This window comes from Vibrio satsumensis (assembly GCF_050337435.1).
In the GTDB taxonomy this organism is placed as follows: Bacteria; Pseudomonadota; Gammaproteobacteria; order Enterobacterales; family Vibrionaceae; genus Vibrio; species Vibrio satsumensis.
The window spans coordinates 180,361-199,944 of record NZ_JAKJSX010000012.1 but is presented as its reverse complement, the minus strand read 5'-3'; the positions used below and the strand labels follow the sequence as shown (position 1 = coordinate 199,944).

17 protein-coding genes are annotated in these 19,584 nt (G+C 40.6%); 3 read left to right on the top strand and 14 right to left on the bottom strand.

Features of this window, described 5'->3' with window-relative positions; translation table 11 throughout:
• Nucleotides 1-84 precede the first annotated feature (84 nt).
• The 3 genes from groL to L4C44_RS16900 all read right to left on the bottom strand — a co-directional run bounded on the left by groL (nt 85) and on the right by L4C44_RS16900 (nt 3,381).
• Entirely contained in the window at nt 85-1,731 is a 1,647-nt protein-coding gene (gene groL, locus L4C44_RS16910; protein ID WP_081230126.1) for a chaperonin GroEL, read from the bottom strand.
• A gap of 51 nt (nt 1,732-1,782) precedes the next feature.
• The gene (locus L4C44_RS16905) at nt 1,783-2,073 is read right to left on the bottom strand and encodes a co-chaperone GroES (RefSeq protein WP_004741353.1); all 291 of its coding nucleotides are present in this window, start codon (nt 2,071-2,073) and stop codon (nt 1,783-1,785) included.
• Between the two features lie 183 nt (nt 2,074-2,256).
• Complete coding sequence (locus L4C44_RS16900; RefSeq protein ID WP_428805431.1) at nt 2,257-3,381, bottom strand: LPS O-antigen chain length determinant protein WzzB; 1,125 nt, start codon at nt 3,379-3,381, stop codon at nt 2,257-2,259.
• A gap of 155 nt (nt 3,382-3,536) precedes the next feature.
• On the opposite strand from L4C44_RS16900, the gene L4C44_RS16895 reads away from it, so the two are divergent.
• The 3 genes from L4C44_RS16895 (at nt 3,537) to L4C44_RS16885 (ending at nt 5,873) form a co-directional block, all read left to right on the top strand.
• On the top strand, nt 3,537-4,880 hold the full coding sequence (locus tag L4C44_RS16895) for an MATE family efflux transporter (RefSeq protein ID WP_428805430.1): 1,344 nt from the start codon (nt 3,537-3,539) through the stop codon (nt 4,878-4,880).
• Between the two features lie 150 nt (nt 4,881-5,030).
• On the top strand, nt 5,031-5,528 hold the full coding sequence (locus L4C44_RS16890; RefSeq protein WP_248368727.1) for a methylated-DNA--[protein]-cysteine S-methyltransferase: 498 nt from the start codon (nt 5,031-5,033) through the stop codon (nt 5,526-5,528).
• 93 nt (nt 5,529-5,621) lie between these two features.
• A complete protein-coding gene (locus L4C44_RS16885; protein WP_428805429.1) occupies nt 5,622-5,873 on the top strand; it encodes a type II toxin-antitoxin system Phd/YefM family antitoxin in 252 nt (83 codons plus the stop codon).
• A 36-nt stretch (nt 5,874-5,909) separates the two neighbouring features.
• Here the strand turns inward: L4C44_RS16885 and L4C44_RS16880 are convergent, their stop codons facing one another.
• The 11 genes from L4C44_RS16880 to L4C44_RS16830 form a co-directional block, all read right to left on the bottom strand.
• Nucleotides 5,910-6,233, bottom strand: coding sequence for a nucleotidyltransferase family protein (locus tag L4C44_RS16880; RefSeq protein ID WP_428805428.1), 324 nt, complete (start codon nt 6,231-6,233; stop codon nt 5,910-5,912).
• Nucleotides 6,223-6,669, bottom strand: coding sequence for an HI0074 family nucleotidyltransferase substrate-binding subunit (locus L4C44_RS16875; RefSeq protein WP_428805427.1), 447 nt, complete (start codon nt 6,667-6,669; stop codon nt 6,223-6,225). The genes L4C44_RS16880 and L4C44_RS16875 overlap by 11 nt, the downstream gene beginning before the upstream one ends.
• Before the next feature lie 433 nt (nt 6,670-7,102).
• Complete coding sequence (gene gpmM, locus L4C44_RS16870; RefSeq protein ID WP_132764132.1) at nt 7,103-8,635, bottom strand: 2,3-bisphosphoglycerate-independent phosphoglycerate mutase; 1,533 nt, start codon at nt 8,633-8,635, stop codon at nt 7,103-7,105.
• Between the two features lie 593 nt (nt 8,636-9,228).
• Nucleotides 9,229-11,166: a polysaccharide biosynthesis protein gene (locus L4C44_RS16865; RefSeq protein WP_428805426.1), complete on the bottom strand. Its 1,938-nt coding sequence runs from the start codon at nt 11,164-11,166 to the stop codon at nt 9,229-9,231.
• 305 nt (nt 11,167-11,471) lie between these two features.
• Nucleotides 11,472-12,020, bottom strand: coding sequence for a sugar transferase (locus tag L4C44_RS16860; protein ID WP_428805425.1), 549 nt, complete (start codon nt 12,018-12,020; stop codon nt 11,472-11,474).
• Nucleotides 12,020-12,982: a UDP-glucose 4-epimerase family protein gene (locus tag L4C44_RS16855; protein ID WP_428805424.1), complete on the bottom strand. Its 963-nt coding sequence runs from the start codon at nt 12,980-12,982 to the stop codon at nt 12,020-12,022. Before L4C44_RS16855 ends, L4C44_RS16860 begins: the two co-directional genes overlap by 1 nt.
• Nucleotides 12,979-14,139: a glycosyltransferase family 4 protein gene (locus L4C44_RS16850; protein ID WP_428805423.1), complete on the bottom strand. Its 1,161-nt coding sequence runs from the start codon at nt 14,137-14,139 to the stop codon at nt 12,979-12,981. The genes L4C44_RS16855 and L4C44_RS16850 overlap by 4 nt, the downstream gene beginning before the upstream one ends.
• Nucleotides 14,139-15,767, bottom strand: coding sequence for a heparinase II/III family protein (locus L4C44_RS16845; protein ID WP_428805422.1), 1,629 nt, complete (start codon nt 15,765-15,767; stop codon nt 14,139-14,141). The genes L4C44_RS16850 and L4C44_RS16845 overlap by 1 nt, the downstream gene beginning before the upstream one ends.
• A gap of 46 nt (nt 15,768-15,813) precedes the next feature.
• Nucleotides 15,814-17,934: a bi-domain-containing oxidoreductase gene (locus L4C44_RS16840; protein ID WP_428805421.1), complete on the bottom strand. Its 2,121-nt coding sequence runs from the start codon at nt 17,932-17,934 to the stop codon at nt 15,814-15,816.
• Nucleotides 17,931-19,037 carry a glycosyltransferase gene (locus tag L4C44_RS16835; RefSeq protein WP_428805420.1) on the bottom strand — a complete coding sequence of 369 codons (1,107 nt, stop codon included), beginning with the start codon at nt 19,035-19,037 and terminating at the stop codon, nt 17,931-17,933. Before L4C44_RS16835 ends, L4C44_RS16840 begins: the two co-directional genes overlap by 4 nt.
• A complete protein-coding gene (locus tag L4C44_RS16830; RefSeq protein WP_428805419.1) occupies nt 19,030-19,584 on the bottom strand; it encodes an acyltransferase in 555 nt (184 codons plus the stop codon). Before L4C44_RS16830 ends, L4C44_RS16835 begins: the two co-directional genes overlap by 8 nt.

Here is a 19,584-nt window from a genome sequence, read left to right as displayed (position 1 = left end):
AACGGAGACCGAAGTCTCCGCTTTAAAGCTTATATCTTTCAAAGCCTATGTATGGCTTTCTCTGTTACGAGAAAGGGGGATGATTTACATCATACCGCCCATGCCACCCATACCGCCCATGCCACCCATATCAGGCATTGCAGGGCCAGAATCTTGTGGCTTATCAGTGATCATCGCTTCGGTTGTGATCATAAGACCAGCAACTGATGCTGCGAACTGAAGTGCGCTGCGAGTTACCTTAGTTGGATCTAGGATACCCATTGCAATCATGTCGCCGTATTCGCCAGTAGCCGCGTTGTAACCGTAGTTACCTTCGCCAGCACGAACGTTGTTAGCAACCACTGATTCTTCATCACCTGCGTTCTTAGTGATTTGACGGATTGGCGCTTCCATTGCACGTAGTGCAACACGGATACCTACGTTTTGCTCTTCGTTGTCGCCTTCAAGGCCAGCAACTTTAGATGCAGCGCGGATAAGTGCAACACCACCACCAGCAACCACACCTTCTTCAACTGCAGCGCGAGTTGCGTGAAGTGCATCTTCAACACGGTCTTTCTTCTCTTTCATCTCAACTTCAGTCGCTGCGCCCACTTTGATTACTGCAACACCGCCAGCTAGTTTCGCTACGCGCTCTTGAAGTTTCTCTTTGTCGTAGTCAGACGTTGCATCTTCGATTTGTTGACGAATTTGAGAAACACGACCTTGGATCATCATTTCTTCACCCGCACCATCGATGATGGTTGAGTTTTCTTTAGTGATAGTAATGCGCTTAGCTTGACCTAGATCTTCTAGCGTTACTTTCTCAAGGTCTAGACCGATCTCTTCAGAGATAACCGTACCGCCCGTTAGGATAGCGATATCTTGAAGCATTGCTTTACGACGGTCACCGAAACCAGGGGCTTTAACAGCCGCCACTTTCACGATGCCGCGCATGTTGTTCACAACTAGAGTCGCTAGCGCTTCGCCTTCTACATCTTCAGCGATGATTAGAAGTGGACGAGATGCTTTAGCAACCGCTTCTAGAGTCGGAAGAAGTTCACGGATGTTTGATACTTTCTTGTCGATAAGAAGAATGAATGGGCTTTCTAGATCAACAGAACCTGCTTCTTGGTTGTTGATGAAGTAAGGAGATAGGTAACCGCGGTCGAACTGCATACCTTCTACTACGTCTAGCTCGTCTTGCAGAGCCTGACCTTCTTCAACTGTGATAACGCCATCACGGCCTACTTTTTCCATCGCTTCAGCAATGATGTTACCAACTGTCGCGTCAGAGTTTGCAGAGATAGTACCTACTTGCGCGATAGCTTTAGTATCTGCACATGGAACAGAAAGGCCTTTTAGCTCTTCAACTGCTGCGATAACCGCTTTGTCGATGCCACGCTTAAGATCCATTGGGTTCATGCCAGCAGCAACGGCTTTTAGGCCTTCAGTGATGATAGCTTGAGCAAGAACGGTTGCTGTCGTTGTACCGTCGCCCGCTGCGTCATTCGCTTGCGAAGCCACTTCTTTAACCATTTGTGCGCCCATGTTTTGGAACTTGTCTTCAAGTTCGATTTCACGTGCAACAGAAACACCATCTTTAGTGATTGTTGGTGCGCCAAATGATTTGTCTAGAACAACGTTACGGCCTTTAGGACCTAGCGTTACTTTTACCGCGTCAGCCAGAACGTTTACACCTTCTAGCATTTTAATACGTGCGTCGTTACCAAATTTAACGTCTTTAGCAGCCATCTTTATTTCCTTTAAATTCTTTATTCAGTCAGTTCAGGTTTATGGGTCGGATTACTCAACGATCGCCATGATGTCGTTTTCAGACATGATCAGAACTTCTTTGCCGTCGATTTTTTCAGACTTAGTGCCGTAGCCTTCAGCGAAGATAACAGTGTCGCCAACTTTAACGTCCAATGGTTGTACTGAACCGTTTTCTAGAATGCGGCCTTTGCCAACAGCTAGAATTACACCGCGAGTTGATTTTTCAGCGGCAGAACCAGTTAGAACGATGCCACCAGCAGATTTAGATTCAACTTCTTGGCGCTCAACGATAACTCGGTCGTGTAGAGGACGGATATTCATCGGTCAGATCTCCTGATAATTTCCATTTAATTTGATAGTTGCCACGATTGGCATGGGGTTAAAGAGTATGTTGGGGCGAAGTGAAAGATCCCAAGGGGGAAAAGATACTTTTTGTGAGGAAACTCAAACAACAAAGGATGTAAAAAGAAAAATGGCTAGTGAGTAATACTAGCCATATAAAGCTTAATCTTCTTTTCTAAACGCAAAGCGTATTAACACTATAGCAACACCTAATATTCCACCGAATAACGTGCCAAACATTACAATTATAGCTCGTTTAGGTTTATCACGAGTAATTGGCTGTGCAACATTTTCGAGGAAACGAAAGGTTTGAAAGTCAACAGTTCGGTCAATTTTAAGGTGGTTCAACATAGCTAGTTTCGCATTTATCGTTTGAAGACGAGGCTCGATAACACTTAAGTTTTTAATGGATTCTAAAGCTTGAACTTTCGCCTTTAAGGCCTTGGCTCCCAAATTAATACTAAACAGCTCTTTTTCATTACCTGTTTGGATGGGTTTATCAACGCCAGCAGAGATAGCAATTTGAGCGGCATATTTGGCTCTCTCAGTTTCAACTAACAATTGATTACTTGCCTGATTTTCTAGGATTTTTTTCTGCTGAATCAACTCATTTCGCTTACCATTCACCGTAGCACGTAAGTTATTAAATGCATCTTCATGAACTTTTAATTCTGTGATAGAAATGTAAGCCGTTAACAACTCGAAACTACTTTCCTTGGTCGTTGTTTGAAAATTAATAGTATATGGTGAATGACGGTCCTTCTTGTCAACTTTAGAAGCGGAAATTCTATCAAACCATTTAACATATAAGGATCTAGCTTCATCGGCAGTCATCTCAGAATTGCCAACAACCAAAGAGCTTTTAAACTTTTGAAAATCAGTACTATTATCTAAGAACACTTTCTTGTTATTAGTTGAATTAAAAGTATTCACAAAACGTGCAAACAGCAACTCAGAATCAATTAGACTATCTAACTCTTTGCTAACAAGGACAGTTCCATCTTCTTGATAGATATCAAAAATAGGTTGGAATTGCTTTACTTGCTGCTGGTATGCAGCTAGATTTTGAGGTTGAGCTTCTGTGATCTTAGCATTGGAAGACCACCACTCTTGAGCTAACAATGCAAAAACAATACTACTAGCAGTAAATAAAGCTGTAACCATTATGATTATTAGCTTTCCGTCCCACAATGACCTATAAAGCTCTCTCAGATCAACCCCTTCATTCGTAATATACATCGGTGTTTTTTGCGCGGAGTACGGTTGTGCTTGTGTTTGCTGCTTCACTGTAAATCTCTCAAACATTTAAATTATCAACTGCGGAATGCTATCACACAGTATGTCGTTAGTATTGTGTGATTTGTAAACTTTATGAAAGCGCTCTTCAGACAAACTACAATTCACGGTATCCTACCTATATTCTAGTTCTATCGGCGTTTTGCATGCAAGATAAGCACGGGCTATTAACCGCTCCTATTGAGAGTACATTGCGTACCATGACCATACCAACCATATTCGGTATGGTGGCGATCTTGATGTTTAACCTCGTCGATACCTTCTTTATCTCATTACTGGGCACACAAGCCCTTGCAGCGGTGAGTTTTACTTTCCCTGTCACCTTCGCCATCAACTGCATTACGATGGGCATAGGCATTGGCTTATCGACGTGTATTGGAAGATTGCTGGGCCAAGGTTGCGCGCAAAATGCGGCTCGCTTTACTTGCCACGGTTTACTGCTTGCTGTGCTGCTTGTTGGTTTTGCATCAACACTGGGGCTTATAACGCTAGAGCCTATGTTTACTCTGTTAGGTGCTGAACCTGAGTTACTGCCACTGATATCTGAATACATGTCAGTCTGGTACTTAGCGATACCTCTGCTTGTGATACCTATGGCAGGCAACAGCGCGATACGTGCGAGTGGCGATACCAAAACACCCGCCAAAATCATGATGCTGGCCGGCCTTATTAACGGCATTCTCGACCCACTGCTGATCTTCGGTTATGGGCCTTTCCCTGAGCTAGGGATTCAAGGCGCAGCCATTGCTAGCGGATTCAGTTGGTTTGGTGCCTTGTGTGGCTCACTGTATGTATTAACCATACGAGAAAAACTGCTTGCTCCGCCCAAACTAAAAAACCTCATCGATGACTGGAAACAGATCTTAACCATTGGCACACCCGCAGCCCTTTCCAATGCCCTCAATCCACTTGCTGGCGCCATTATCATGATGATGTTAGCCAAACAAGGAACCGAAGCCGTGGCGGCTTACGGAGCTGCCCAGCGTATTGAATCGATTCTTATCATTGTGTTGATGTCTCTGACCTCTGCCCTTACGCCTTTCATGGCGCAGAACTTTGGCGCAAACAACCCACAACGCAGCTTTAAGGCACTGTTTCTCAGTATGCGTTTTGCCGTGATGTTCCAAGGTTTGATTTTCTTAATGATGGTGCCATTGAGCATCCCATTAGCCGCCCTATTTTCTCAAGAAGAGTCAGTACGAGGCATCTTGTGGCATTACCTGTTAGTTGTCCCATTTAGCTATGGCTTCCAAGGTATTGTAATGATGCTGATTAGTGCGATGAATGCGATGCATCAACCACTCAAAGCCTTTCAGTGGAGCTTCATGCGCCTGTTTGTATTTACTCTTCCATTCGCTTGGATAGGTAGCCAGATTGATGGCGTCGAAGGGTTGTTTATCGGCTTAGCCTTAGGGAACATCATGGGCGGTATTTCAGGGTATTGCTTTGCGCTTCGTGTAAGGGCTAAAGCAGATGAGAAATACGAGTAGCGGGATGCGAAGAGCCTAAAAAAGCAGAGGCGGGATGCGGGTATCGAGATACGAAGAGCCTAAAAAGCAGATGCGAGATTCGGGTATCGAGATGCGAAGAGCTTGAAAAGCAGGTACGAGATACTAAAGACTAGAAAGAAGGAAGATGACATGGAAGACAGTACTTACAAAATGTTCTATGACGCACCGATTGGCAAGATGATCATTGTGAGTAATGGTGTGTCGCTTATTGAAATTGACCATGTAAATCATGAAGAGCTAATGACTAGCAATCCAGATGAGCTTTGCCAACTGGCGACGAAACAGTTAGATGAATACTTCGCAGGCAAACGTACAAGCTTTGATTTGCCTTTAAAGCCACAAGGTACTGATTTTCAGCTCAAAGCATGGACGGCTTTAACAACCATTCCTTATGGCGAAACCATCAGCTACGGCGAACAAGCAAAGAGAATGGAAAACCCAAAAGCCGTAAGAGCGGTGGGTGGTGCGAACGGCAAGAACCCATTTAGTATTGTTGTACCCTGCCATAGAGTCATCGGCGCAAATGGAACATTAACTGGCTACACCGGCGGCATGAACCGCAAAGAGTGGTTGTTGGATTTTGAGCGTTCGGTCTTAAATAAAAAGAAGCAAACCTTATCTCGCTAGATCAATAATATAAAGTTTCACCATCAAGAAGCGCCATTATCGCCAGACAACATATCGTCTATATTTAAAATTTCATATGAAGAGGTAATGATAATGTCTACTGAAACGATAAGTTACTTAAAAAAGCACGCGGCTAATCTCGATTTATCTGAGCCTATGACCATTACTCAAAATGGTAAGCCCACTTATACGATTGAATCTTATGAAGATCGAAAGCATAGAGGTGAAGCTATAGCGCTTATGAAACTATTGTCGTTTTCTATTGATGATGAAAAACATGGCCGAGTCAATTCAGGTACTCAGATTCGAGATAAACTGGCAAAGCGTAAGCAGTCGGTTCAATAATCAACACCATAGGTACGCTAATAAAAATACGCTCGATTATTTGAGTTTAATTCCATAGGTGTCAATATGTGCAAGTAGCTCATTCGATGTAATTCTATGCTTAATGAGCAAGTCAACCTTGAAGGGAAGTGACGATTGTTCTAAACGATCTTGCAAGCCTGCGACGACACTTAACGAAATACCGTGCCCCTCGATAACAATATCGATGTCGGAGTTATCTTTATAAGTTCCAAGGGCTCTAGAACCGAATACCCAGGCATGAATGACTGCGGCATTATTCAAAACAATATCCTCAATCAACTGATACTGATGAGGCTTAAGGCCGACAGAGTCTGGGTTAACCAAATAACTATCGATCACATTTACCCTCTTGTTCGCATTTACTCTCTTGATCACATTTAAGCCTTAAATAGAGTGTGACTTGCCCTATCACTGGTGAAAATGACTCTAAGATCAGTGACTGAGCTTCAAGGACATTTTCCTCATCATAGGTGTGAGACAATAAATTTCGTTTTATTAGTGCTTCAAGCATGATCTCACACTGCTCCGAAGATAGGTGCTTAGCTTCTAAGGCTGTACGAAAAACGCTCCTCGGCGAAGCCACATCAAACCCTTCAAACTCAAGTAAGTCTTTAAGAGTCTTCCATGTCAGCTCAAAAGAAAATTCAAAGGTTTGTACTAACCCGGCTAGCTCTAACTCATTGTAGCTATCTTGTGAGCACGCTCTCTCAAGCCTTTGCTGCGCTTTCATTAAGTTTTGCAGTCGTTGCTTCCAACGGTATGAGTTTGAGTTCATATAAACAACCTAGAGGTAAGGTAAAAGACAAGTATAGTATGAGCCTTAAGCTACCTAATCATTCAAGAAATGTCACTCTTTCGATATTCATCAAGACCGTTCTTTTCGTCTTTTGTTTAAGGTCGTGCCCTTATGTTCTCCCCTGCATGTTTTTCTTACCCAATACCTGCCCTTAAGCTCTCGCTACTCGCTTACCCACATACCGTATTAGCTCTTAAGCTCTTCGCATCTCGTTTACTCGCATCCCGCATCCGCTCTTAAGCTCTTCGAATCCCGTTTACTCGTATCCCGCATCTGCCCTTAAAGCTCTTCGAATCTCGTTTACTCGCATCCCGTATCTATACTCAAATTCCAGATACAAAAAAACGGCCACACTCGCGTGCAGCCGTTCTAGTATTCGATGAAAGTTAAAACTATTTATCTAAAACAGTAATTACTTAACGATCACGTCACCTGACATCTCAGCCGGGATTGCGATACCAGACAGAGAAAGCATCGTTGGTGCAAGGTCAGACAGCTTACCGCCTTCTTTGAACTCAACGTCTTTGTTGCCAACGTAGATAAGTGGCACTGGTAGGTTAGTGTGCGCCGTGTGGATGCCGCCCGTTTCTGGGTTTACCATCATTTCCGCGTTACCGTGGTCTGCGGTGATAAGCAGTTGGCCATCAGCTTCTTTGATTGCTTCAACTACTTTACCAAGACATTCGTCTAGCGACTCTACCGCTTTAACCGCTGCATCGTAAACGCCAGTGTGGCCAACCATGTCACAGTTAGGGAAGTTACAAACGATAGCGTCGTATTTGCCGCCTTTAATTGCTGCAACAAGCTTTTCAGTCAGCTCTGGTGCGCTCATTTCTGGCTGCAGGTCGTAAGTTGCGACTTTTGGAGAAGCAACAAGCTGACGCTCCTCGCCTTCAAACTCGTCTTCTTTACCGCCGTTGAAGAAGAACGTCACGTGCGCGTATTTCTCTGTTTCAGAGATACGTAGCTGCGTTTTGCCTTCTTTCGATAGCCACTCACCGTAGGTGTTCTCTAGAGAAGCCGGTGGGAATGCACAAAGAAGTGGGATGTCTGCTGCGTATTGAGTCAGCATCACGAAATCGATCGCAGGGAATACGTTACGAGCAAAGCCGTCGAAATCAGGAACGAATGCACGTGTAATTTCACGAGCACGGTCAGCACGGTAGTTCATGAAAATAACTGCATCGCCATCTACGATAGCTGCAGACTCTTCACCTTCTGCTTTGATTTCAGTCGCTTTCACGAACTCATCGTTTTCGTCACGAGCGTAAGCCGCTTCTAAGCCAGCTACTGCTGTGTCGAATGTGAACTCAGCTTTTGCTTGAGTCAGCAAGTCGTAAGATTCTTGAACGCGATCCCAGTTGTTATCACGGTCCATTGCGTAGTAACGACCAATAAGAGAAGCCACACGGCCTTTGCCTAGCTTAGCGAACAACGCTTGGAAGCGTGCTAGTGTGTTTTCTGCGCTACGTGGCGGCGTATCACGGCCGTCTAGGAATGCGTGTAGGTAGATTTTTTCTGCGCCACGCTCTGCTGCCATTTCAACAGCCGCGTAGATGTGATCTTCATGAGAGTGAACGCCACCTGGAGACATAAGGCCCATGATGTGAACCGCTTTATCAGCTTTCACCGCTTTATCGATAGCGTTAACTAGCGTTTCAGTTTGACCGAACTCACCGTCTGAAATTGACTTAGTGATACGAGTAAGATCTTGGTATACCACACGGCCAGCACCGATGTTGGTGTGACCCACTTCAGAGTTACCCATTTGGCCATCAGGTAGGCCCACATCTAAGCCAGAAGCCGAGATTAGCGTGTTAGGTTGGTTAGCAATAAGACCGTCTAATACTGGTGTTTTAGCGTTCGCGATAGCGTTGTCTTGGTTGTCTTCACGGTAACCGTAACCGTCAAGGATCACTAGAGCCATTGGCTTCTTAGCTGACATAGGACTGACCTCGTTCAATTCAAAATAAATCGGTATAAAAACAAATTAGCGTAATTTTACTACAGTTTACAGTCAAAACTGTAGCGGAAGATCAAGAAAGGGCGCAGGTAGGATGATCGAATGTGAAAAAAAGCGTCATTTTAGGAGGGCGTAAAGTAGGGATATGAAAGTTTATATCCCTACATCTACATAGGAAAGCTGGAACAACAATAACCTCACGGCTCTTCAGTTTAGAAGATTAATCTCAGTGTCATGATCTTCATCATCGTCCTGTGACTTTAGATCATGCACCACCGGTTGCTCTATCGCTGTGGTTCTGTTGGTAACATATTGAAAGCTAAAATCATCCCACAATATTTGATCCAAACTTTCTTCAATTTCTCGATTAGATGAAATATCTATTATCATGATTACTGCCTCATTTCGCTATTAAAGCTCACAGTAATTATGGACAATAAACAGAACACCTTCGAAAGAATTGTGTAAAAAACACGCTAACGGAAGGTCATAATTCACATCACCGAACCCAATGTCGGTCTAGGTTCTAGGTTCTAGGTTCTAGGTTCTAGGTTCTAGGTTCTAGGTTCTAGGTTCTAGGTTCTAGGTTCTAGAAGGAGCGTCTCTTTATACTGAGCAGCATTCCAAACTAAATCCCCGACCCCATCTGTCGGCTTAAACCCGGTTGGCGCATCGAGAAGAAGCTGGCGAATCGCATCATGTTGTAGGTTGTGACAAGCGAAATCCAAAGATTCAAGTAGCGTGTCATATTCATTAATCGGTAAGAACACCTCTTGTGCCGTCATGATTCGCTCATGAGCGGTTGGGGATACGTTATCGCCAATCAATAACTCTTCATAGAGCTTCTCACCCGGGCGCAGGCCAGAGAATTGGATCTCAATATCACCATGAGGGTTCTCTTCATTCTTAACAGACAGCCCTGAAAGGTTAATCAAGTTTGCTGCCAAGTCTGTGATTTTGACCGATTCACCCATATCAAGAACGAAAACATCGCCGCCTTTACCCATAGCGCCCGCCTGAATAACCAGTTGCGCCGCTTCAGGGATAGTCATAAAGAAACGGGTAATATCGCGGTGGGTAACAGTAAGTGGGCCACCGGCTTTAATCTGCCTTTTAAACAGAGGAATAACCGAGCCAGACGAGCCAAGTACATTACCAAAGCGAACCATACAGAAACGTGTGCCGTGCTCTTTTTGGTTCTCTTGTTCTGCCAAAGCTTGTAGGCCTAATTCCGCCATACGCTTGGTGGTACCCATCACATTAGTTGGGCGTACCGCTTTGTCTGTCGAGATAAGCACAAAAGATTCAACACCCGCTTCAATCGCTGCTTTGGCGGTATAGTAAGTCCCGTAAACATTATTACGCACACCTTCTACCACGTTGTACTCGACAAGAGGCACATGTTTATAAGCCGCGGCATGATAAACCGTTTGCACACCAAAAGACTGCATTGAGGTTAACAAGCGATGTGTTCGCTGTACCGAACCTAATAGTGGAACGATCTCCACATCATAACCTTTGGTTTCTTTGACGAGCGAAAGCTCACGATCAATTTGGTATAAGCCAAACTCAGAGACTTCAAACAGCACTAATGTTTTAGGTTGTTGTTTAAGGATTTGACGACAAAGTTCAGAACCAATAGAGCCGCCAGCACCGGTGACCATCACCACTTTACCTTTGATGTTGGCTTCCATCAGTGCTTGTTGAGGCGCAACCGCATCACGGCCGAGCAAATCTTCGATAGGAACATCGGTAAGCTCATCAATTTTCGCTTTACCTGACACAATATCGGCCATTTCAGGAACGGTTTGAATCTCAACTGGCAGCTGTGCCAATAACTCCAACACTTGCTTACGGCGAGCGCGAGAGGCGCTTGGGATCGCGAGTAAGATTTTAGAAACGTCGTGCTTTTCAATTAGCCCTTCCGTTTTATCCAAATCAATAACCGGCAAACCCAAAATAACGGTATTGGTGAGCGTTTTATCTTCATCAATAAACGCGCGTACTCGATAGTTTTCAGACGCTCTTAACGCGACAGCCAATTGTCGGCCACCAGAGCCCGCACCGTAGATAAGCACTTCTTGACGAATATCTTTTGACGTCGTCGCGACAAGATTGCGAACCACCAAACGAGAACCACCGCACAGCAAGGCTAAATAAGCACCGTAAATAATAGGCACCGTACGAGGGACAGGTTCTTGCAGGTAATAAGCAAACAGAGCCAAAGATATTGCCGACAATATTGCACCTGCCGTTACCACAAACAGCGCTTGAAAGGTGAGGTACCTAAGTACTGCGCGATAAAGCCCTAATTTAGTAAAAATAAGCACCGTCATTATTACTATTAATCCTGTCAGTAATAAATTATCGCCGTCATTCAAAAATTGGAAATCACCTAGTCTTGTCCACAACGCAATGTGCAGAGCAAATATAATGAGTAAAGCATCAATAGAAACACTGATAACCCGCTTGTTAAAACGAGAAAGGTGCCATATGAAGTTTAGACGTTGCATAAAGTTATTCTTATTTATGAGTATTTAATAAACCACAAAGACTGCATGAGTGGGATGTGTTGAACATTATTTAAATTCGCAAAGAGAACTTGCAAAAGATAACCCGAATATCTAATTCGCGCATTAATTTGTTATTTATATAAAAGCCCCAATAGTTCGACAACTTTCAGTTATTGGGGTATTTGTGAACGATTAATAAAAGAGCTTACACGAACAATAATCTCATGCCTGAAACTCTCAAGCCACTAAATCAATGATTATAAGAGTAAAGGTCGAAAATAGAAGGATTCGTTCTAAGAATAGGATTATTTAACGGCATCTCCAGAGCCACTGCCAGTCGCTGTCATCAAAATGTACTTGAAGTAATCTTTCAAAGTCAGCGTATCTATCATCTGTTTATCCATTTTAGCCAATAACTCCGGTGTAGACATGTCAATGTTCTGAACCTGAGCTAAGCCGGTTACACCTGGTAAAACATCATACACACCTTGTGCGTCACGCTCTCTGATCAATTCTTCTTGATTAAACAAATTTGGACGTGGGCCAACTAAACTCATTTCACCTTTCACAACGTTAATCAACTGGGGCAATTCATCAATCTTAGTCTTGCGTAGAAACGCACCCAACTTGGTAATCGAAGCATTACTGGCTAAGTGACTAGCTACGGATTTCGTTTCTACTGACATGGTACGAAACTTAATAAGCTTAAATGGCTTTTTGTTACGTCCTACCCGTTCTTGAATAAAGATTGGTGAACCAGTATCAAACATACCAATAATAGTCACAATAAGTAACAGTGGCCAAAGAAAGAGCAAACCAAAGAATGATGCTAAAAAATCAATAAAACGGATCATTATTTTTTACCTTGTAATTCTAGAATATAATCAGCGGTTTCTTTAAAACCATCTGCTAGAGTTTGAGGTGGTTGCCAACCTAGAGTATCTTTAGTATGGGTAATATCAACCTGCAAAGAGCCGGTTAAACGATCAATTACGCCTTCTTTTTTGAGCAACTTACCTACTAACTTATAGCACCATACTGGTACTGGTAATTGAAGTGATGATTTACCCAGGGCTTTACTCATCTGTTGTACCATTTCTGAAGTTGACACATCATGATCATCAGAAACAAGAAAAACCTCATTTACTGCCTTAGGGTGGTCAATACAAGTAATAATTAAGCCAACTAAATTTTTAACTGAAACTAAACTACGTGCATTATTAGTAATACAACCAAAAGGTAATGGTAAACCTTTAGAAACAAGTCTCATTAATGATGCAAAGTTAGCTTTTACCCCGGCACCATAGACAAGTGTTGGACGAATAATCACAACTTCTAAGCCGGTCTCTTTTGCTAACTCTAGCAATTGCTCCTCAGCTTCAGATTTAGATTGTCCATAGAAATCCTCAGGGGTTCTAGGGTCATCATACCTAAATGGCTTACCCAATTGAGACGACTCACCGTTAGACTTGATACTACTAATAAAAATGAAACGCTTAACACCGGCTTCAACAGCTTGCTTAGCCAAATTAAGTGTGCCAACGGTATTTACTTCTCGATAATCATCAAGAGGATTAGAAGATTCATCATTCATAATGTGCACACGAGCTGCACAATGAACAATACAGCTCACATTAACCAAGCAATCTGAATAATCAGCCTTACTATTTATTTCACGTTGATAATATGAATAGAGAGCTGAATCACTAAACTTAGGCTCTTTTCTATCAACAAAAACTAATTGTTGCGCCTTAGGCAAACTTGGAACTAAGGTTGCACCTAAAAAACCACCTGCACCTGTGATTAAAATACTCACTTTTTACCACCATATTGACAGATTGAATCTGCTAATTTTGCCATAATGTTACTACGTTGAAACTTCTGAATAAATCCATTACGTTCTTCTGCTTCTAATGAAAGCTGATTCAAGGCCTTAGATGCACCTTGGCTATTACTAGGGTAAAAAACAGCTGTATTAGATAACTCTTGGTTACAAAAATCCGCCGCATACCCAGAGACACCAGCAAGAATTGGTTTACCGGTAGCTCCATATTCAAACAACTTAGATGGTAGAACCTTCTTAAAAGCGTCATAATCATTTAAATGTAAAAATAATATGTCTGCTTTTTGATACTCTTTATTCAAATCTGAGCGAACTATTGGAGGTAGGATTTTTACATTCTTTAGTCCTTTACAAGAATTAACCAGATCCGGTTTCCTTCCGCCATCTCCTATCATTTTAAACTGATACTCAGGATGTTGCTGAGCTAAAGAAGGAATAATAGTATGTAAACCTTGCCCTTCCCCCATATTCCCTGCATATAAGATTATTTTCTCGTCATCGCCACATGCTTCTGAACTTGAAAAATCCACATTCAAAAACTCACTATCAATGCCATTAGTAAAAAAAGAATAAGATTCACACTTAAAATTAGAGTTGAAATAACTTTTAAAGCCCTCTGATACTAGGTTGATATGGCTAGCGCTATTAAATGTATATCTTTCAATTAGTGAAAGTAACGGGGAAAGTACCCTAAATAAGTTTGGATTCAGCACGTCTTTTAAGGTATCAAGGAAGATATCTCGTATATCCAAGTAAACTGGTATTGATTTACTTTTACCGATACGAGCACCTAAGAAAGCAGTGAATAATCTAGAGCTAGTGGCATAGATTAAGTCATAGTCTTTATCTTTAACAAGCTTAGAAACTTGCTTATAAAAACTATAAAAAGACACAACTTGATCTAACATTCCACTTTTATGGGAAGGTAATTCACATCTTTGAATGGTAACATTTCCATCTCTTTCCAAAGCTACGGCTTCCGATTTCAATGAAGCATAACGATTTGGTAATGTAGTTATCACATCAATATCTACATCTTTCTTTCTTAATTGCTCCACAAGTGAAGTCGTACGAAAAGAGCCTGCACATAAATCCGGAGCATAATAAAAAGACAATACTAAAATTTTCATCAATAATTCACTGATACTGTTAGAGCTTGATCCTCTATTGGAAAAACAAGCTTTTTATTAGGAATACTTTTACCAAACTCTGGATGCCAGGTAGAGTCTTCTATTAACACTTCACTGTTAGACTCTAAAGTTAAGATTTGAGAATCAGGTAAAGTTAGATATATAATTCGACCTTCCAGCGTAACATCGATATCTGGATGGACGTGTAAAAAGGCAAAAGCAGTATTCACGTGACCAGTTAAATTATCACTAATCACCAATTGTGAATCCGTAAACTGCCAATCACGGTTATGTGTAACCTTGCCTTTTAACCTCATATAACCATCATGTGATGCAGAGATTATAAGGGAGTCATCATTTTGAGCTATGGATCTCAAATTAGGATAAGCTCTTCTCGCTACACGAAATCCACTCCAGACTTCTGAAGAGTCCAACCCATCGACTTCAATAGTATTATGTGCTGCCGTTTTTCGTTGCCTTAGTCGTTCTTCGCTTAAGCCATAAACACTGGTCCCACTATTAACAAAAACCCTTTGACCATAGAAACTAGCCTCAAAGCTTAAAGTATCAGCATGCCCATGTCCTGGAAGATAATCAGGCCCAACTTTCGCAATATCTAAATGTGCTTTGAGCTTAGAGCTTTCAACGACAATATATCCAGCATCTGTATAATGTTGATAAGACAAGCCATCATGCTGTTCAAACTCAGATAAGTACTCAATTCCAAGTCTATTAGCATACTCGATTAAATCTTGAGTTTTCGCGGCAATACCTTTCGCAGAGTCATTAAATAACGACACATCACCATCTAAGTGATTCATACTCAAAGAGTACTTTATCATTTGGAGTATGATTTTTCTCCAAGACCCTTGACGTTTTAACAATTCTTTATGCTTATAAGCATTAGTTAAATTGAAAAGATCTAACATGCCTGCCAAGAGGATATTGTGATACATTGGTGATAATTCAAAGTTACTACCATCTTTAGATATTTGCTCTGGTATTTCTTTGTGTAATATTTCCAACCCTTTAGTTAACCACTCGGCAGATCGCTCATCATTAAAATAACAACCAGCGAAGACTAAAGCCTTTGCATTTTCAAATAAATGGTTACCAAGCAAGTGATATTCTAAATTATGCCTCAGATAGTGGGTTTGTTGGTATAGACTTTCTTCATACTTAGAGTTGGAAACATCAAAAGAAAGGAAGTATTTTATCCAATTAATAATGCGTAAAGAAGAAGGGTAAGGCTCCCAACCATTACCAACACCTATTGGATTATCATCAACCCACTGCTCTATGAGATTTAAATGGAGGTCTTTTCTTTCACTAGCACCAAATGCATTTAAATCATCAAAATAATGCAAGTTATATAACCACAATTTAGCCTGACTCTGATCGTTCCAGTGAGTCAATGTCGACTTTTCATTCAAGAATATAAATTCATTGTGACCACAATATGATGAAGCTAAAAGCTCTGAACGAGTCCACTTTTGAGCTAAGTCGGATGTAATACAATAACTATTTTCAACAACAGGGATTGTTCTTAATTTACGCTGAAAGCGATTGAGCACTTGAATTGGTTTTAAGTATTTTACTGTATAATACAGTCTAGTTAATCTATTCATAATAATAAAAGGGGCTAATAATAAGCCCCTACATCTACTAACACTACTATCTTAAGCTCGCTGCTACTTTACAACTTACTTTCGCTACTTCAATAATCTCAGAAAAAGGGATAGGTGAGGGCTTACCTTCTTTAATGCTGTCAACAAACGCTGTTGTGCAATTATTTTGGCCTTTATCTTGAGACATCAGTTTATTCTTAGAGAAACCCTTCCACCCAAAGCCTGTAAGTTTACGGAAATTATCAAGTTGAAGAACTGCATCGTTAGCAAAAACTTCAATTCTCTCTTTAGGGAACGCCTTGCCTCCATTAGCAAAGTAATGAATGGTACCAATTGATCCATCTTCAAATGATAGAGTAATACTCGCCTTATCTTCTCGTATTGCAACACCGGGGGTGTCACCAACGCACATTGCATTGAAGCCCGTAATTTTAGAACCTGTTAAATGCCTCATTAAATCAATATAGTGGCAAGCTTCACCAATAATTCTACCACCACCAACATTAATATCTTGTGTCCAGTGTTCTGCAGGAATTTCGCCAGCATTCATAGTCATAATGAATGTTTTAGGACCGGATACAGAAGAAAGAAGCTCTTTTATTTTTATGATTTGTGGGGCAAAACGTCGATTATAACCAACCATTAGTCGAGGTTTTTCTTCTAATTCATTATAAGTTTTTTCTATTAAATCGATTTCTTCTTCAGTTAAAGCTAATGGCTTTTCAACGAAAACATTCTTACTAGCCTGAAGGGCGCTAATAGTTTGTGATGAGTGTAAGTTATGCTGAGTGGCAATAACAACTGTATTTGTAGAACTATCTTGCATAGCTTCTTCAAAATCTGTCGATGCTTTAGCAAAGCCTTGCTTATCACCATGATGTACAGCACTAACACCACCACTAGTTACAACAGTATCTAGTTTTGCATCCGCATTTTTAAATGAAGGCATTAAAACACGGGATGCGTAGTTGCCAGCTCCGACAAATGTACAGACTACATCAGACTTTTCATAGGAAACTTCAGCAGATGAAATATTTACTAGTCTCCTGCTTAATTCTTCAACACTATCATTTGGGTAATCAAGAACAATACCCAGTGAAGAACGATCATCAAGACACTTGTATGCATCAATAGCATCATTAATAGAATAACGATGAGTAATAAGCGGTTTAACATCAAGTGCGCCAGATGACATCATATCAAGTACTGCTTCAAAGTTACGCTGCTCAGTCCAACGAACGTAACCAATAGGATAATCATTGCCCTTCTCTTCGTAATCACTATCATAGCGACCCGCACCGTAAGAACATGACACTTGGAAAGTTAATTCTTTTTCAAAGAAATCAGCACGAGATAATTCCAAGCCAACAACACCAACAAGAACAATTCTACCTTGTTTACGAGACATCGTTGCGGCTTGTGAAACTGGTTCATTAGATTTTGTTGAAGCTGTAATAATAACAGCATCTACACCGCGCCCACGAGAAAATATTTCTGCAGCTTTTATTGGGTTCTCGCCTTTTGATAAATCAACTACATCGGCACCAAGCTTCTTCGCAAGTTCACATTTTGAAGAATCAAAATCGATACCTAAAACACGACAGCCATTGGCTTTCAATAATTGAACAGTAATTAAACCTATTAAACCCAGACCTGTAACAACTACACACTCACCAAGAGTTGGTTTAACAAGACGAATGCCTTGCAGAGCGATAGCACTAAGAACGGTAAACGATGCCTCTTCATCAGAAACATTATCTGGAACACGTGCACATAAGTTTTTAGCAACTCGAACAACCTCAGCATGGTTGCCATTTGAAACAATTCGAGTACCTACATCAAACTCTGTTTGACCTGAATCGATGACAGAGCCAACATTACAATAACCAAGAGTCAAAGGTTGATCTAACTTTGACTTCACTGTATCTATAGTAGTTATCAAGCCATCAGTTTTAACCTTATCAAGCACCATTTTTACTTTATCTGGCTGTTGTCGAGCTTTATCAATAAAATTAGCCTTACCAAAATCAATAAGCATTCTTTCAGTACCTGCAGAAACAAGAGTCTTATTTGTCGAGATTAGTAAACTTCCTTTTTTAGACTGTGGACACGGAACATCTGCAATTGTTGTTTCACCATTAGCCAAACTTTGTAATATTTGTTTCATAATACACTCTGATATAAGTCAATTAATTTTGGTACAACCACATCGCTATGCAAATTTTCTTGAAAAAACTCATTGGCATTTTTAACATTTTCACGCACTAGATTAGGTTTGTTAAAAAACAATTCAACAGGAGATACTATATCACGAAGGTCGTCAATAAATATGCATCTGTCATTTAGAATATCACCAAGAAAGCCTTGCCTGGTTGAGAGAATAGGTATATTTAGCATCATAGCTTCATTTATTGAGTTATTATGCCCTTCTCCCACATGTTTACTAGGTAGAATAAAAGCACTATTAGCAGATAGAACTTTAAGAACTTTATCATGTGAGAGCTTTCCATGAGAGGAAAGGTTAAAGTTATCTTCCAATTCTGTATTTGATAAAAAATCACTAAAGCTAGGTGAATGCTCGCCTACTAAATTCAAGATTAACTTTCTATCTTTATTTTTTTTACAAAAATCATTAAGACCTATGATTAGTTCGAAAACACCTTTCCCTTCATAACAATAACCAATGAAACAGAAACTAGAGACTAAACTAGATGAGTTGGATATAATTTTATTTTTCTTTACTATCTCGGAACTTGGAACGAAGTTAGGCCAATAAATAGACTGACGAGAAAATTTTTCTTGTAAAAAATTTATATAGCGCTCGCCTTCGCACAAAACAAAGTCAGATTTTTTTATGATATATCTAACAGCCATTTTGTTTATTAAATTGGTCTTTTCAAACCAGGTATCAAACTGTCCCGCTTTTATTTCATAAACTACCTTTAAGCCAAAAATCTTAACTAATAGGATTACAAAAAACTCCCTTAGAATAGCTCCTCTATACTGAGCCAAAATATGAATAACTTGGGGCTCATTTAATTTAATCGAATTAAAAACTCGGATCAAATCTCTCGCGAGGCGAAATAACTTTGTATTCTTAAGATTTTTATCTCGTTCTTGAATGGTATGAAAACAAGGGATCAACGTAAAAGAATCAGAAACAAAAGAATCAATATAGGTCTTCATATTTCTCGTATAGCCGCCAGTCCCCCCCCCATAACTAGCATTTTTATTATCCAGTTCAGGGCCATACATGATCACTTTATTCATTTAGATACCTAATTATTCTTGCGGGGTTACCGCCGACTATAACATTGTCACCGGTTGAATGCGTTACAATAGAATTTGCACCTATTATTACATTATCACCAATGACTGTTCCTTTTAGTATTGTAACTTTATCGCCAATCCAAACATTATTACCTATCAATATCGGTGATGTGTTATACCCTGAAAAACAAAGTTTGTCATCGCTAAAATAATAACCATGATCATGATCTAAAATAGTTACTTGCTGACCAATCATCACATTATCTCCGATTTCAACCTTTTCAAATGTAACTATTCTCGAGTAAGAATTTATCGTAACGTTACTACCTATCTTCAACTTAGATTTAGAATAAATTTCCACAAAATCTGAGGTTATTAGTCGCTTGCCGATATAGGTTGACTTACTTAAATCAAGTGTATTCCATTTTCCAATTAACCCCCAATTGGGAAGAGACATACTATTTAAGTAACAGCCTTTTACAAAAAAGAACCTAATAAAACACAATATTTTATAAAATATAGATTTTCTTCTAATTGTTACTAACAA